The organism is Amycolatopsis sp. NPDC004368, from assembly GCF_053602515.1.
The window spans coordinates 37,066-54,992 of sequence record NZ_JBSGDT010000001.1 but is presented as its reverse complement, the minus strand read 5'-3'; the positions used below and the strand labels follow the sequence as shown (position 1 = coordinate 54,992).

The following is a 17,927-nucleotide window of genomic DNA, read 5'->3' as shown; positions in this document are numbered from 1 at the left end:
CCGGCTCGACCGGTGCCGACAAAACCGGCACCACGGTCGGTATCGGCGGCGCTGGAACCCCGCCTGGCACCGGCACTTCGACCGGCCCGGGGAACACCGGGACATCGAACGGCACTGGCAACACCGGAAGCTCGACCGGTACCGCAACCTCGTTCGGCAACGGGAACACCGGCACCCAATCAGGAGCCGGCAATACCGGCCCTGTTCCGACTGGCGGCAACACCACACCCCCACCGGCGACGGCCGGCACAGCCGGTTCCGTCAACACCGGCGACCCCGTCCCGCCACCCTCCCTCCCCGGCGGCGCCGACTCCGGGTCGGTGAACCACGGTGGAGTCACCGCGCCACCCACCACCGGCCCCCAGGACACCCCCGGCCTCCCCGGCTTCGGCGCCACCCGCGACACCGGCCCTGGCTCGACCGCCGGCCTTGGCACGAACCCGAACACCGGCACAACCCAAGGCCCCACCGGCACGGGCACGGTGGGCACCTCAAACGGCTCGACCAGCACCCCCACCAGCCCGATCTCCACCGTCGGCACCTCGAACAGCCCGGTCGGCACGAACACCGGCCCGAACAGCACCGCCGGCACCGGCTCGAACACCAACACGGCTACGGGGACGAACACCAACACCGCCACTGGCGCGAACACCAACAGCAACACCGCCACTGCCTCGAACACCAGTACCGGCATCAACACCGGTGCCCATTCCAGCATCGGTTCCCCGAACAACGCACCAGGCCGGGGCGCGACGCGCCCGAACACCGAACCGAACTCGGGCGCAAAGACAAGGCCGGGCAAGGGCGCGGATCCCGCGAGCGGTGCGGATACCACTTCGGACCCCAGCACCACAGTTCCGCCGCCGATCGCGGGGAGCGTGACGGGGACCGGGGTTTCGTCGGGGCCTCAGCCGAGCCTCGATGCAGACGAGCACCGCACCATCACCGGCGAGAATTCCACGCCCACCCCAACACCCGCACTTGCGCCGACGCCTGCACCCACCGCAACACCGGTCCCCACCCCGAGCGAGACCGCGAGTCCGGTTCCCAACCAGGCTGTGCGCCCGTCGCCGAGCGATTCGGCGAGGCCAGCACCCAGCCTGACCGAGGCACCCGCCCCTACGCCGAACGAAACCGCGAGCGCCGTTGCCAACCAGAACGGCAGCCCATCGCCGAACCAAACCGCGAGCCCATCACCGAACCAGGCCGGAACCACCGGTGTTCGGAGCGGGACGCCGTCCCCGAAGATCGGCGAGCGGGGTGGCGCGCGAGAGGTGGAGCAACGGCCGGTTGTCGAGTCCCAGGGTGGTGAGCGCCGGCCTGAACAGGCGCCGCCCACCACGACGCCGCCCAGGTCGGTGGGGCTGGCAACGAGCCCGGCACCGCAGATCGAGACCCAGAAAACACACGAAGGCCACCAAAATCCGGACCCCGCCCAAGGCGTCCAGCCGATCGAACCCGCGCCAAAAACCCAACCACCGAACAAGAACGAACCCAAAACCTGGTCCCCCCGCCGCGACACCGCCCCGCCGGCCCGGATGTCCGGCGAGCGGTTCGACCCCAAAAAGGCGATCGGCCGCCAATTCGACGGCGACCGGGCGGGCCTCAAAGGCGGAAGGCTCACCGGGTCGGTCACCCACGTCCGCTACGACGTGCGGCGCTTCGAGACCGAGCCGGGCCACTGGGTGCGCGAGTTCACCGTGCCGGTGGACCTCACCTCGAAGTCCGGGTCGGTCTCGCCGGACGACCGGGAGCAGCTCGTCCGGGATCTGCAGCACCACCTCGACACAACGGTCAACCAGGGCCACGAACTCCCCAACGGCGACCGCCTCCACGTGCGCGTCGACGGGCGCGCCGTGGGCACCGAGCCGGACGACGACTGGACCGGCGACCCGAAGCGCGCGGTACCCGTCGACGTACACGATTCCACCGTGGACAAAGGCCCGAAGGACAAGCTGGGCTGGCTGAAGACCGACCAGCGCAACTGGGACGTCAACGACCCCCGCAGCGGCCTGACCCACGAGGTGATGCACTTCCTCGGACTCGGCGAGGGCTACAAGAGCGACGAGATGCTCTTCAACCGCCGCAACCAGCCCGGCGTGATGGGCAACGACGCGTGGGTCGACTCCTCCCTGACCCAGGACAACCTGGCGAAGATCGACGAGATCTCCCACGGCGTCAACATCATCGACCACCCACTCGGCGCGCCGGCCCACACCCCGCCGCCGGCCCTCGAACACACAAGCCTCCCCCCTACGCCGAACCCCACCTCCAGCCACACCCCGGCGCCGGCTCCGCACCGCTCCAAACCGGTCCGCAAACAGATCAACGAAACGCCGGTCGACGTCGAGCCGGGCAGCGTGGTCCCGCGCGACGTTTTCCACCCCAGTCAGCACATGATGCTCGGCACCCACGGCGTCGAGGGTGTCTACGTCGGACCGCACGGGCCCGACAACTTCCGCCTCGCCGTCCGCGCCAGCATCTCGCCCGACGCGCCCCGCGAGCACGCCCGCATCACCACGGCCCTCGACGGCGCGCGCGGCACCACCGACCCGGACGGCCTCGCGAACGCCACCGGCCTGCGCGTCCACGTGCTCAACCCCGACGGAAGCTGGACCAGCCACGGCCCGGAAACCGGCCGTCCCGTGCACATCGTCCAGGCCACAGTGGACGGACGGGACACGTACTTCGGCACCAAGGAAAACGTCCACATCGGACGGGCCAACCTCAGCTACCCCGGCTCGACCGTGCTCCAGACCGAAAGGGACGCCGGCAACACAAATTTCAACCCGGACACCCGCAAGGTCCTGCACCGCGGCGAGTTCGAGGTGGAGACGATCCGCGGCGAGCACTACGTGCGGATGTACACCGCCGTGCTCAACCCGGCGGAGCAGGGAACCGGCACTTTCAAGGACGTCCACCAGGACGCAGAGGGCAACGTCACCCCGTTCGCGGGCGCCGGCAACGCCGAGATCTTCTGGGTCGGCGGAGGGCGGCCGATGCGCGCCGTGCAGTGGACGGCGAAGTACGAGACCGATCCGAACCGCCAGGAGGGGATGCAGCCGGTGCTGCGCTCGTTCCTGGTGCCCATCGACACGTTCACCAAGGTCAGCCGGGAAGCGACGGTCGAGGCGCTGTCGCAGAACAACCTGGCGATGAACGTCGACCAGTCCGGAGACGTCAACCAGTTCGGCCTCCGCGGTGAGCACTTCGCCGCCATGCGGGACGAGGCGCTCAAGGGTTCGCTCGTCACCTACTCCGCCGACCCCGACTACGACCTGCAGGACCTGGCCGGGCGCCGCGAGGACATCGCCGATCTCCACGCGCGCCTCGGCCTGCCCCCCGACTTCAAGTCCGACGCGCTCGGCAAGGACAACGACCCCTGGTTCGGCTGGTCCACGGACAAGGGCCGCGACCGCGCCTTCTTCCGCAACGACCCCCAGAGCCTGCGCGACCTGGCCAAGAAGCTGTCCGACCTCTACCACACCCACCGCGAACGCGAAGGCGGCAACTGGGACTCGTTCTTCACACCGCCCACCGACTCGATTCCGGACGGCAAACCGGTCAAGAACGAAGGCAGCTCACCCGAGCAGCGCGAGAAGGACCTCAACGCCTTCCTGAACACCCGCGGCCCCGCCGGTTCGGTGGTCGAGCAGCTGACCGACGGGATCTCGGACACCCTCTTCCAGACTCTCGACCACGGCCCGGAAACCGTGGTTCTGGACGGAAAAGCGGTGCGCAACGAGTTCGTCACGGCGTCGAAGGACCTCGGCGGGGTGGTCAAGGAACTCATCAACAAGGAGCTGCGCGCGAAGCACACCGATCCGGACACCGGCTTCGTTTCCGACGATGCCCGGATCGACAGCATCGAAAAGCTGCGCGAGGTGATGAGCGACGAGAACCTGGTCGACGCGGTCGTGCGCGGCACGGCCGACCAGTTCGTGAAGTCCACCCTCGCCTCGATCGGCGCCAACCACAACGTCGACACCGTCACCGACGACCTCACGACGGTCGTCCGCACCGAGCTGAAGAAGCAGCTCACCGTGACCGACGGCCGGTTCCGCGACGAGATCGAGACCGGGTTCGCGGAAAAGTCCGGGTCCAAGAAGAACTACTTCGCGGGAAACCGGGCCGACGTCGTCGCCGCCGAGCTGTCGAAGGGCTTGCGCGGGGCGGGGATCGACCGCCACGTCGAACAGGGCGGGCTCGGCATCGACCGCGCGGTGGTGAAGGAGCGGATTTCCCGGAACATCCTGCCCGACGCCGTTTCGGATGTCACGACGCGCAACCTCATCGGCCTCGATCCCGACGAGATCAAGCACGAGTTCGAGGAGGGCATCAGCGGCGCGGCGGACAAGGTCCGTTCGGGTCTCGACAAGGACGCGGTGCTCAAGTACACCAGCCCCGCCCACCGGCAGGCGCTCGCCGACGAAGCGACCAAGGTCCTCAACCCCGACACCGTACGGAAGATCACCTTCGCGCCCGTCTCGAAGTCCGATGTGGACACCTTCATGGCGAAGGTGCCCGACTACGCCACCCAGGCGGAGATCGGCGCGTCGATCGCCACCGACGAGCGGCGCGTGAAGGTGGACTTCAACACGCGGGTGAACATCTACAACGGATCTTCCGTCGACACCAAGACGTTCGAGAACACGTTCAGCGAATGGACCGAGCCGGGCCACACCCAGCTGCATCCGGAGGGCGAGTTCGGGAAGCACCAGGACATCGGCGCCGGTCTCGACACCGTGATCGACGACGAGCTGGGCAAGAAAACCGACGACCACCGCGGAGCCGGGCGGATCCTCGACCACCTCGTCGACCGGCTCGACGGACCGAACCCCGACCGGCACGACTCGCTGGCGCGCAAGTACGACGAGGTCGTGAAGGCCGAGGGCAAGAACAACCGTTACCGCACGGCGCCGAAACCCGCCACGAACACCTATCGCGAACACGCGCAGATGGTGCTCAACCAGTACCTGCGCCTGACCCGTGGCGAACACGACGCCGACCGGTTCGTCTCCCGCGCCACCCTGGTCAAGGCGATCCTGTTCCACGACATGGAGAAGGTCAACTCCAAGAACCAGTTCGGCGAGGGGCAGGCCCGCCACGACCAGGAACCGGAACACCGCGGCGCCGTCGAGCAGATGAACCGCCACGAGGGGCTGTGGCACAGCGAGCGCGACTTCCGCATCGCGCGCGCGATGGTCGACGCCGACCCGTTCGGCTTCTACTTCCGCGGCAAGGGCGGCGTGGCAGCCAAGGACGTGCACGAATTCGTCGAGAACCTCGCCCGCGACGTCGGCCGCCCCGACGGCAAGCCGGTGACGGCGGCCGACGTGACCAAGCTCTTCGACGAGTTCCACCAGTACTACCAGGCCGACTTCTCGTCGTACTTCGCCGACAGCCACTTCGTGCACGACAACGGAACGGTGCAGCCCTTCGGCAAGAAATCGGCGCTGAAGGGGATCAAGGAGCAGCGGCCGAACGGACCGCTGGTCACCACGGACAACGGCCGTCGCTTCGAGTACAACCCGGACCTCGAGCAGAAGTACCAGGAGCTGCGCAAGGTCTTCGAAGACGCCGAGCGGAACCTGCGCCCGTTCGGATCCGACGAACTGCTGCGGAACCTGCAGGTTCGCGCCGCCGACCGCAACGTCCGGCCCGAAGTCGGCAAACAGCGCGAGGGCTTCCCGGGCGACGTGGAAACGGCCCTGACCAACTACCTCGGGGCCTATGCCGAGCTCCGGCAGGCCCACGGCTTCGCGGCAGAGGCCGTCTCGCTGGTGGTGCGCAGCGAGAACGCCACGAGCAATCCCGATCGGACGCTGCGCCTGGACCACGCGGGCCAAGCCAACCGCGACCTCGCCGCGGCTCGGCTGGCCCTGCGGACCGCCGACGCCGACCTCCGCGCGTGGGGGCTGGAGCCCGAAGACGTCCAGCAGATGCAGGACGAGCTCTCAGCCGAAGCGGCGAGGCAGGGCCTGACCCTCGGCGGAAGCCGGGATTCGGGTTTCAGCGCCGGCAAGGGCCTGTCGTCGATACCCGAAGTCGACGAGGAGGGGCCCGCCGACCTTGAGAAGCCCGGAGAGACCGGTGAAAACGGCAAGCCGGAAGTCTCCGGGAAGCAGGACGACGCCGGCAACCAGAAATCCGGCCAACCCGACGACGACCCGAACAAAACCGAAAAGCCCGGCGGCAACCCGGCCGACCGCGACCTGCGCTCCCGCCTCCCCGTCTACGCGCGGGAAGGCAAGACCCTCGGCGCCGTCCTCCCCGTCGACGTCCGGGGTGCGAAGGAGGTCGGCACCGAGATCGAGCGGCTCGTCCGCCGGATCGATCCCCTCGGCACCAGCCCGGTCGACGGCGTGGACTCGATCGTCGCGACGCTGGACGGGCCGGGGTTCGAGTCGTTCGTCGGCAGCGGGCGCCGGGTGATGATCCGGTCCGGGAAGAAGTGGTTCCAGGTCCACCTGAAGGTGACGCTGGACCTCGACTCGCCCGGCCCCGTCTCGAAGCTGACCGATCCGATGATCGGTGACGTCGACGCCACCAACGAGGTCACCCACGCACAGCCGAACGCCGACCAGGTCGTCGGGACCGTCGGCTCGTCCTACTCCGGTTTCTACCCGGCCGGTGCGTATGCGTCGCTCGGTGCCACCGTGCAACCGGCGATGCCTTCGGTCGAGCACACGTCCACTGTGGTCGGTGGCGAGCGGCGCGCGATCCGCAACGCGGGTGACATCGGCCGGGCCGACGTGCCGGTGAAGTACACGATCGTCGTCGCCAACGAGCACCGCGGGATCGTCGGGTCCACTGTGGATGGCCAGGTCGGTCTGCTGTTCCCGGAGGACGTCGGCAACATCGTGCCGCACACGGCCTCGCCGGACCAGGCTCCGCCGAAGCCCGGCTGGGCCGAGCGGATCGAGTTCATGGCCGCCGAGTACGTGAGCGTCGACAAGCAGAAGCTGTTCCGGTCGTCGGCCAAACTGATACACCCGTCGATCACGAGGTTCGACGCGCCCGGCCGCTCGGTGCTGCGCGATTTCGTGAGCGGCGGCAACGTGAAGTCGTCGCTGAGCACGATGCTGCAGGGCGGCACGGTGGTCAGCAACGACCTCGTGAGCCCCCACAGCACCCACCGCGACGCCGTGCGGATGCAGGCGAGGCCGAAGAAGGTCGAGCTGTACGGTGTGGTGCCGGGTGATTCCGAGCTGCGCATCAGCGAGTCGACGACCGCGGGCGGGGTCACCGTCTCGGCGTCGAAGTCCGGGGCCGACATCAGCGCCAGCGTCGGCGCCGGGGTCTACGCGCCGGGCGCGATCGGCGGGGTGGCCGGGATCACCGGTACGGTGTCGTCGAAGGTCACGCAGAGCGCGACGAGCGGCACCAGCGTCACCGCCAAGCACGGCCTGACCGTGAAGGGCGATACGGGGCTGTACAAGGTGCACCTCGACGTGGACGTGATCGGCTCGAGCGGCGAGAAGACCACGATCGACGCCGTCGCGTGGGTCCGGATGGGTCTGCCGGAGGCGAAGGCGCAGGGCCTGCCCGTTCCGGCCGAGACCGGGCCCAAGTTCACCGATCCGGGCACTCGCCACGAGCCGCCGTACCTCGCCGCCGCGGCGGCCGCGGGTCACGTGCGCGTCGGCACGTTCACGCCGGCCGCGAAGGTGCAGCCGCAGATCGAGCAGGCGCTGCGCGACCGGCCGGGGTTCTCGCGGTTCCTGCCGCGCTGGGACAAGCTCCAGGGCGACAACCTCGGTTCGAGCGACGAGGTGGCCGACCGGCTGGCGAACCTGCGCAAACTCACCGCCGCGTTCTCGCCGTGCGCACTGAAGTCCAAGATGGACAGTCTGCTGGGCCCCGGTGTTTCGGTGCAGCTCAAACGGCGCGGGTTGTTCACCGACGAGTTCCTGAGCGTCACGGTGAAGGCGAAGCTGGGGGAGGGCAAGCACCTCGGGCAGCTCAGCGGCCGCCGGGTCGAGGGCAAGATCGCCACCGGCACGGCACTCGACACCACCACGACCACCGACAAGGGCTGGTCCCTCGGCGTCGAAGGACGGGTGATCGCGCCGATCAGCACGTCGACGGTGTCCGCCGGTCTGTGGCCCGCGGTCACACCGGTGCAGTACTCCGATGCCCACTCGCGCAAGAACACCGGCGGTCCGACCATCGCGACCGCCGGCACCATGGGCTCCTACGGCAGCTCCGACGCCCAGGCGTTCGAGCACGACGTCGAGTTCGAGGTGCAGATCACCAGCCACACCCGCGTCCGTCCCTGGGTCCGGAGGCTCACGCCGGGATCGCCGCTGCGGGTGGCGCCCGAGGTGAGCACCGTCGGCAAGACCGGCGACGCCATGCTGCCCAAGATCTCGGGCAAGGTCGACCTGTGGGTCAGCGACGGCGTGGCCGGTAAGAAGGACCCAGCCGAGTTCAAACCGGGCAAGCCCGAAATCACGCCGCTGACGACGTCGCCGAGCATCGACGAGGTCACGGGCGCGGACCAGCCGGAGGCACCGAAGTTCCAGCACGTCGAGGCGTTTGCGAACTCCGAGGCCCTGCGCGACGAAGCCCTGCGCCGGCTCCAGGAAGCGGCGGGCGGCGACTCCGTGCTCGGGCTGCCGGGCAGCGAGGCCCGCAACCGCGTCGACCGGCTCTTCACGCCCGAAGCACTGCGGGCCGACCTGCCGAAGATGCTGGAGCAGGGCAAACGCGCCGGTGGCTTCCGCTACGAACGGCGGGTGGCCGACCGCGTCGGCGCGCTCGGCCTGGGCGTTTCGCTCAGCAACCCGAAACTCGTCTCGATGGCCGACGCCGGCGGCAGCGAGATCTCCCACACCGGTGGCGTCACGGCCGGGTCGACGGACTCGCGCCGGCAGGCGATCGGCGGCAGCGCGCAGTTCGCCGCCACCACTCGGCCGCCGGGCAGCGACGCGCACGGCCAGAACCAGCTGTTCGCCGGTCTCAAGTGGACGGCGTGGTCGCGCACTGCCGAGAAATCCCAGGAACTGCGCGCCGGAGTCGAGAAGGTGCACCGCGCACCCACCGCCCGCACGGTGCTGGTGCAGTACGACGCCGACGTGCGGATGGTCGCGGAAAGCCGCCAGGAACGGGTGATCAGCGGGTCGACGTCCCGCTCCGGCGCCGACGTGAAACTGCCCGGTTCGGTGTACGTGCGGATGACCGAGGACCAGGCCCGCGAGCAGGGGATCCTGCCGAAGCTGCCGGACCGCGAGGCCACGCCGGGCACGGTGGACCCACCGTCGATGATCGACCAGGCGTCCAGCACGCTGGGCAGCGGCGTCGTCGAGGACGCGCCGGACCTGTCGAAGCTGATCCGCGAAGCACGCGCGGAACTCGGCTCGACCGGCAAGCGGCTGCTGCCGAAATCGGTGCTTGACGACTCGATGAACAACCTGCAGCGGTTGCTCGACGTGACCTCGTCCGACGGCGTCACCGCACTTGTCGGCGCGGCCCTCGACGGCGGTGTCCCGCTGCAGCTGCACGACGCGGGCCTGCTCACCACGAGCTCGCACCAGGTGCTGCTCAAGGCGACCGTGACGAACACCGAGTTCGCCGGCGTGGTGCACGACGGCAGCGAGCTCGACCAGGTCGTCGCTTCGGCCACCGCCGACAAGCAGACCACGGCGAACGCGACGTCGATCGGCGTCGAGGCGCGGGTCGCGGGGCGTGGCCTGTTCTCCGACAGCGGCGCGCAGGTGAGCGGGTACGGCATTTCCTACGTCGGCCAGTCGGGCACGCGTACCCGCACGCTGCAGACGTCCACAACGGACTCGACGAACAAGGACGTCGCCGCGACGACCACCGGCCCGTTCGCGCGCCACCGCCACGACGTGCGGTTCGAGCTCGTCGTGCGGCGCGGCGACCAGGAGCGGGTCGTCGCGACCCAGGACACCCGCATCACCGTGCGCTCGGGCGCCGACGACCTGAAGATCACCGACGGAACCCGGCCCGCGCCGCCGGTGCACGCGCCGCGCACGTCCGAGGTCACGCGCGCCGACAGCACGCCGGACCGGATCGCCGGCTGGCAGCGTGGCGGCATGGGTCCGTTGCCGGACACGGCGGTGACCGAAAGCCTGCGGGGCGCCGACGCCGTGCGCGCCGGCGCGGTCCGGGCGCTGCGGCTCGCCGGTGCGGGCAAGGGCTTGACCGGGCCGGAAACCGGTGCGCAGAACGCTCTGTCTTCGTCGCTGCGCAACGAAATGCTCCGGGCACTGCTGCCCGACATGGTCGACGGTCCGCTGAACGTGCCGCGGCTGCACGAGTCCGCGTTGTTCGGCAGCGGTCACGGCTCGGTGAAGGTCTACGCCCGGCTGGTGAACCCCCAGCTCAAGGGGCTGAGCGACTCCGTCGAGTTCGAGAAGTCGGACCGCGCGGGTGTGAAGTTCGCGAACGACGCCAAGGAAACGTCGAGCGGCGAGCGGCAGGGGAACCTCGGCGGCGGTGGTGTCCAGGACCCCAGTGGCAACTTTCACGGCTGGGGCGGAGCCGACGGTCGCCTGCCGCTGCCGGTGTCGCGGCCCACGGCGACGACGGGCGCCGGTTCGCGCTCGACGATCGGGAAGCCCAAGGGCCGTACCGGTTTGATCGGAGCCGACGTCGAGTACCGCGTGGTGGCGGACCTCGGCGAGGGCCGCACGGCCGCGGTCGAGGTGCGCGTGCCGGCGTCGGCACACGTCCGGATGTCCGAACGCGACCTCGAGAAGCTCCTCGGCGGCCCGCTGCCGGGTTCGCTGGTACACGCCCAGGACGCGGTCAAGGACGCGGCCGAGAAATGGCGGGAGGCCGAGGCCGCGCTGGAGAAGGCGCAGCGCGAAGCCGACGACCGGTGGGTCGATCAGCAGGACAACTCCCGGCAGCTCACGAAGAACGCCGGCGGCTTCGGCGTGGACACGGCCACCGACCCCGCGATCGACGTCCGGCAGGCGCTGGCCGACGCGGAAGCCGCCGCCCGCACCGCCGGGCAACGGCTGCGTGACGGCAACACCGAGGTCCGGCAGCTGGAGGACACCGCCGACCGGCTGCTCGCCCTCGCGGCGACGACCGAGGAGGGCTCGCCGGAACGCCAGGACCTGTTCGACCGGATCGCTCAGGCCCAGCAGGACGCGCAGGCCGTGCGCGACGCCCGCCCCGGCCTCGTTCGGCAGCGGCAGGAGGCGCAGGACCGCGCCGAGCACCTCGCGGACGTTCTCGACGGGTACCGGAACGAGAACTCGGACCAGCGCGCTCGCCGTGACTCCGCGCTCACCGAGGCCGGCCAGGCGCGCCAGGTTGCCGACGAAACCCGGCGCAAGTGGTGGCGGGCCAAGCAGGAGGTCGATTGGCGGATCGCGACGCACCAGTGGCCGAGGCCGCGGATCGAGTCACGGTTCGACCCGAGGCAGCGCGAGGACCGGCGGGAATCCACCCAGGGCACCACACCCGACACCACGCAGGACACCGTGCCCGAGCAGCGGACCGTTCCGGACGTGATCGTGCTCGACGAGACCGGCGCGGTCGTCGAGCACCAGCGTTCCCGCGAACCCGCCGGTACCGAACGGCACGCCTCCGTCTCCGGTGCCGACGGCCGGCCGGCGTACACCTTCGACGTGTCCCAGGTTCGGTCGAGCCCGGTCACTGACGGCTCGGGTCGGGTCGTCGGTGTGGCCTTCACGTCGATGGGCCCCGAAAGCGACCGGATGCGGCAGGACTGGGTCGCGAACAACGACGGCGCCGTCAGCAGCCTGCCCCGGGGCGCCACGAGCCAGGTCTACGACCACAAGTCGGCTGAAGTCCGCGGCGGCGCGACACCGGCGCTGCCCGGCCGCCCCTTCGGGAAGTGGGCCGACCGCACGCCGACGCCGTGGTCGTCGGAGCAGGGCACGTTCTTCGTCTTCGCGCACGGATCGCCGACCGCGGTGAAGCTGACCTTGCTCAGCGGCGAGGAGGTGGAGATCGACGGCTCCGCGTTCGCCCGGGTCGTCTCGGAGTCCACACCGTTCGCGCAGGTCAGGGCGGAGCGGAACCCGCCGTCGATCGCGTTGCTGGTGTGCAGTGCCGGGCAGGCCGACGGCCCCGGCGCCGTGGCGCACGACTTCCAGCAGGCCGTGGACAGCCTGGCCGGGGTCACGACCGTCCACGCCGCGACCGAGCCCGTGATCACCGGCGCGAGCTGGAGCCTCGTCGGCGACGCCATCGGCTCGCCCGGCGCGTTCACGATCGTCGAGGACGGCGGCCGGTTCCGCACCTTCGGCGGCCACGCGGACGACAACGCCGTGGTCGGCCTCGTGCGCGACCTCGACCAGGACCACGGCGCACCGCCGGACGGCCCCATCTCGCTGTCCGATGTGGACGGCACCCGGGCGCTGGCGACCACTGTGGAGAAGCGGCTGCTCGATTCTGCCCGCGACCGCGAGTTGCGGCTCACGGACGTGGCCGACTCGACCGGCTCGTTCACCGCACCGTACGGCGGCGGACGTTTCCGTACGTTCGAGGGTGCGCCGGACGAAAGCGAACCTCTCGCACGAGCGTTGGAAGACACGCATCTCACGGATCAGTCCACTGTGGATCAGCCGATCCTCGCCGGCGAGGTTGCCGGTGAGCCCGGGGCCATGGTCGACTTCACAGCCGACTCGGTGACGACCACGGTGTTGACCGACCACACCGGCACCGCGCGCGGTCTGGCGTTCGGCGAACCCGCCGAGACGCGGCGGATCCAGAGCTGGCTGACGCAACCCGGCGGGGAGAACTTCCTCGCCGAACCCGAACCCGGCCCCGCTGAGACCCGCGGCCTCGCCATCCGTCCACCGTGGACGGACGAGCTCACCGCCGGCACCACGTTCGTCGTCGCCGGTGACACCGACCTGGGCCGGGCCACGGTCTTCGTGCCCGGCCCGGACGGCTCACCACGCGCGGTGCACGTGGACGGCGCCACCCTCGCGCAGATCGTCGCGGCGACACCCGGGTTCTCGCAGTCCACGTCGGTCACGCTGCTGCACGACTCCGCGGCCCGCAGCGGGCTCGCGTACGACTTCCAGGCCGCCCTCGGGCAGCCCGTCCACACTGCCACGGGCCCTGTGCGCGTCGACGCCGGCACCACCGTGACCGACGGGGGGCACTGGGAAACCCTCGGCGCACCCACCGACACCGACGCCGTGGTCGCCGAGCTCACCGAGGCGTTGCTCGACGGCTGGCGCTACGCCCAGGTCGGCGAGACCGACGACCTGGTGCCGCTCACCGACCGCGCGGCCACGCTCTGGCTGGCTTCCGAAGTGGCCAAGGCCGTGTCCGGCGGCCATGGCGACGACTACGTGCAGCAGCTGCTCGGAATGCACGAAACACCCGCGGTCGTCGCGGCGGTCGCGTCCCAGTACCTGAACGTGGTGGCCCCGCCTCAGCAGCCCGCGCCGGCCTACGAATCCCCGGCCGAGCTTGAGGCCGACCTGCGTGCCGCGGCCGAGCACCGCGCGCCCTCGCCGGAGCGGGCGCCGCTGCTCGGCCCGGACCTGTTCGGCCTCTACCAAGCACCCGAGCCGCCCGATTTCCTGCGGGGCCACGACTTTTCGCAGCTGACCGCGGGGCAGGGCATCGCGCTGATCGAAACGCTCGACCTCCGACGGGGAACCCCCGGCCCGGTCGGCCCGGCGGATCTGCCTGACATCGTGGACTGGACCATCCAGCACACCCGCGAGGACGACCGGCTCACCGCTTGGGCGCCCGGCGACGTCGAGGCCCTGCCGAAGGTCACCGAAACGCCGCTGCTCATGCACGCCATTTGGCTCGGCGGCCCGCTGCGCGACGCCGGCACGATGCACCAGTTCCGCGAGAACTTCGGCGGGGCCGCCCGTGCGCTGGGTGACCGAGTGGTTTCGGTGCTCTGGACCGACGTGCCCCGCAGGCAGACCGAACTCGCCCTCACCACGGTCCCGCCGGCCGAGGGGCCCGATCCGCTCGCGGACGTGCGGGACTTCGTCGCCTGGGCGCGGGCGAACAACGTGCACCTGGTCTCCGTCGACGAGGTGTTCACCAGCGAAAATCCGATGCTGCTGCAGGAGTTCTACCTCGCCGAGGCCGCGAAGCAGACCGGACCGGGCTACGCGGCGGCGAGTGACATCCTCCGCATGGAGCTGATGAACCGCTTCGGCGGCCTGTACACCGACGGCGACAACGAGGTGCGCAACACCGATGACCTCGTCGACGCCGCGTATTCGCGGGAGGGTTACGCGACGCACCGCATCGGCATGAACGTCGCGAACTCGGCGTTCGCGATGTCGAAGGGGCACCCGTTCGCTCGCGTCCACCTCGGTGTGCTGCGGGACAACTACGGCAAGACGCAGCGGAACCTGATGCCGGCCGAGGCGTACGGCATGTCCCAGACGTTCTTCGCGTCGAAGATGGGCCGGGTGCACCGCAACTCGATCATGCACCGCACGGGTCCCGGGTCGCTCACCGAGACGGCCCGCCGGATCGGCCTACCATCGGCGTTCCAGCTGCCCGGCATGGCCGACGTGGTGATGAACAGCGACGCGAGCTGGCTCAAGCCGCCGCCCGCGCGGGAGTCCACTGAGGACTTCGGCCGTGCGGAGACGTTCGAGCTCACCAAGCGGGTGGTCCAGTCCCTGGTCCGCGACCTGTACAACCGCGACGGCGACCTCCACCTCACCGCGGTCGAGCCGGCCGTGCGCCGCCACCCGGACCCGGACCTCGTGTGGCACGCGGCGCTGTCGTTCCTAGCGGCTGACCCCGACCTCGCGCCGCTGGTGCGCACGGTCACCGACCAGCACACCCACCAGGGCGGCCTGCACGACGTCGCGTTGCCACCGTCGGCGCGGGCCCTGCTGGACATCGAGTCCGGCCGCGAGCACCACGTCCTCGGCGAGGTGCAGCACGCGGCGACGCTGATCAGCCCGGACAACTCCGGCGTGGTGACCTTCTCCGACGAGCCCACGCCGCGGGAAAAGGGCACCGAAGCGCTGGCCAAGGCCCTCGCCGGCACCACCGGACAGCCCGCGCCCATCGAGGTCACCGGCCGCGGACCTGACGGCCGGGCGCAGGCGCGCGAAGTGGCGAAGAGCCTGGCCGCCGACCTGAGCCGGGCGCTGGGGGAGTCGCACCAGGACGTACTCGCCCGCGTGTCGGTGAAGGTCCTCACGGGCGAAGGACCGGCGGACGCGGTGACGGTGTCGTTCCGGCCCGAAGGCGGGCCGGAAGTCGAATTCTCCCGCCAGGCCGAGACTCCGCGCCAGGTGTTCACCGGCCTGGACGGCACCGGCAAGGTCTACGAGTTCTCCGCCGACGCCGTCGTCTCGCGACCGTGGACGCACGAGGGCCGCACCATCGGCGTGCACTACACGACCGACGCCCGCGATGTGCGCCAGGATCCGTTCCTGACCCCGGCGGGCCTCGCGAAGACAGCGGTGTTCGACCAGAGCGTCAACGGCACCCAGCTCGCGTCGCTGAGCGAGATGCACTGGAAGCTCGGCCAGCGCGAACTCAAGAAGTCCTATGTGCTCACCAGTGCGCCGTTCGCCGGACAGGAGTCGTTTTTCGTCGACACGCACGGCTCACCGGCCCGGGCGCAGCTCACCATCCTCGGTGAGCGGGCGTTCGGCATCGGCCCCCGGCGGCGTACCCCGATCACCGTCGACGGCCCGACCCTCGCCCGGATCGTCACGGCGAGTGCCGAGTTCCGCCAGGCGGCGAACCGGCAGCTTGAGTCGATGACGTTGTTCGTGTGCGAAGCCGGCGCGCACCTCGACCGCGGCGGACTCGGCCACGACTTCACGCGACAGCTGCGGGACGGCGGCATCGACCTGCCGGTGCACATGGCCACCGAACCGGTGGGCTTCCTGGACCCGGTCGACGCCGGGAACCCGCGCCGCAGCGGCCGATCCACCTGGCAGCTGCTGGGGTTGCCCGGCGAGTGGCCCGGCGTCTCCACCATCGTCTCCGGTGGTCACTGGACGACGCTCGGCGGCAAGCCGTCCGCGCAGGAGAACCGGCGCGTGGTCGCCGAGCTGGTCCGCGCGGCCGAACTGGACTGGTGGTACAAGCCGATGAGCCCGGTGTCACGCGGGCCGATCCGGCTCGACGACCGGCCGGGCACGCTCAAGCTGCTGACCAAGGTGATCACCGACGTCCGCACCGCGGTCAAGCACGGTTCGACGACACTCGACCTGACCACGATGGCCGCCGACGTCGACCGGCACGAGCGGCCGGACGTCGTCTGGACCGCCGCGCTGGAGCTGGCGGCGGCGTCGCGGACGATCACGAAGAACGTCCGGGCCGTGATGGACCGCAGGCAGGACCCGGCGACCGGGTGGCAGCACGTGGAGCTCCCGGCCGAGGCGCGGGCGTTGTTCACGGTCACCGGCAAGGGGTCCTGGGCTCACGGCGGCGTCGTGCGGCCGATGCGGTTCACCCGCGGACCGGCGTCCGAGATGCCGCTGCCCGCGCCGCTGTCCCTCGCCGAACCCGGCATGCCGGCCGATGTCGCGCGGTGGGTCGCGGAGTTCACCGTGGAGCGGGCCGGCGACGGGCTGTCCGCGCCGCGGGTCGAGGTGAGCGGGCCCGCGGACGTGCGGGCCGACCTCGTCGCCCGGCTGCAGGCCGCGTTGCTGGAGCTGACTCCGCGCGGGACCACGCCTCACTCGGCGGCGGACCTGGTGGTCGAGGGGCCGGGGACCGGTTCCGTGGCAACGTTCTCCCTGCCGGCCGAACCCCCGCCGCCGGCGTTGTCGCCGGCCGACACGGCGCGGGCCGTGGACCTGGCCGAGGAGTTCACCCTGCTGCAGCTGCACGGTGTGGCCGACACGGTGCTCGCCAAGCCCGGCCCGGCCACCGAGCTGCTGCTCGACCTCGCGACCGATGTCCGCCAGGGCGCCGACCTGGGCCAGGTGGCCGACGCCGTCGAGGTGCTCGACCGCCACGGCTCCCTCGACGCGGCACTCACCCTGCCGGGCGGACGTTCGCTGGTGCGCGACGAGGTGCGTCGCATGCCGGGCCGCGCCGACGGCGAGGGTTATGCTCACCGCCTGGTCACGGCGATCCGCACGTTCGCGGCGGAGAAGCTGAGGCCGGACGTGCTGCGAGAAGCCGTGCGCGGCGCGCTCGACGGCTGGACTGGATCACCGGCCGGCTTCGACGAGCGGCTGGCGCGGACCCGCGACGCGGTGTGGGTGATGCGGCGCTTCAACGTCGTGAACCTGGCGTGGCTGGACCGCTGGCGCACGCTGCAGCACATCCGGGAGTACGCCGCGCGGATGAAGGAACAGGGTGAGCGCCAGGACGCGCTGCTGGCGGAGCTGAGCGACGCGGAAGACGCCTTCCTCGAGTCGATGGGGTTCCCGCCGGCCGAAAAGGACAGTGAAGGAGATACCGGTGACGGCGAATGACCAGTGGGTGCTGCTCGTCGATCCCGCCTGGACCCCGGCGTCCACTGAGGACGGTGCCGAGGTCGAGGCGCCGCCGCTGCCCGCGATCGTCGGCGGCTGGCTGGCTCGTGAGGACGGCGGTGTTGGGGAGTTCGAACCGAACCCGGCGTATGAACCGTCGGGCCCGGACTCGCCGACCGACCCCCTCGACGCGACGCTGCGGCTGGCCGCGCGAGGCGAGGCCGGGTTCGAGCAGCTCGCCGCGGTGCTGCGCACGACGACCCTGTCGGTCGCCCTCGACGCCGACCAGGAACCGATCGTCGCGCCGTCCCCGGACGACATTCCGTGCGTGCTCGTGACCTCCGCGCCCGCGCACCGCACCCGCGTGCGCGCGGCCGGCTGGAGCCCGCTTCCTCCGTCGGAGCTGCCCGCGCTGCTGGCGGAGTACGACGACGTGGACCTGCTGGTCAACCCCGGTGCGCCGGGGTGCACCCGCCTGCTGGCCGACACCATCCGGGACGCGCTGGCGCGCTGACCGTGTCACACTCGTCGGTG

2 protein-coding genes and 1 pseudogene are annotated in these 17,927 nt (G+C 70.7%); 2 read left to right on the top strand and 1 reads right to left on the bottom strand.

Features of this window, described 5'->3' with window-relative positions:
• Window positions 1-850 (bottom strand): annotated as a pseudogene (locus ACWEOE_RS00195) (hypothetical protein); the annotation flags it as partial.
• Window positions 851-1,538: 688 nt separating this feature from the next.
• Between ACWEOE_RS00195 and ACWEOE_RS00190 the strand changes: the two are divergent.
• The gene (locus tag ACWEOE_RS00190; protein ID WP_452001691.1) at window positions 1,539-17,393 is read left to right on the top strand and encodes a hypothetical protein; all 15,855 of its coding nucleotides are present in this window, start codon (window positions 1,539-1,541) and stop codon (window positions 17,391-17,393) included.
• Window positions 17,380-17,907, top strand: coding sequence for a type VII secretion system-associated protein (locus tag ACWEOE_RS00185; protein ID WP_452001688.1), 528 nt, complete (start codon window positions 17,380-17,382; stop codon window positions 17,905-17,907). Before ACWEOE_RS00190 ends, ACWEOE_RS00185 begins: the two co-directional genes overlap by 14 nt.
• The last annotated feature ends 20 nt before the right edge of the window (window positions 17,908-17,927 follow it).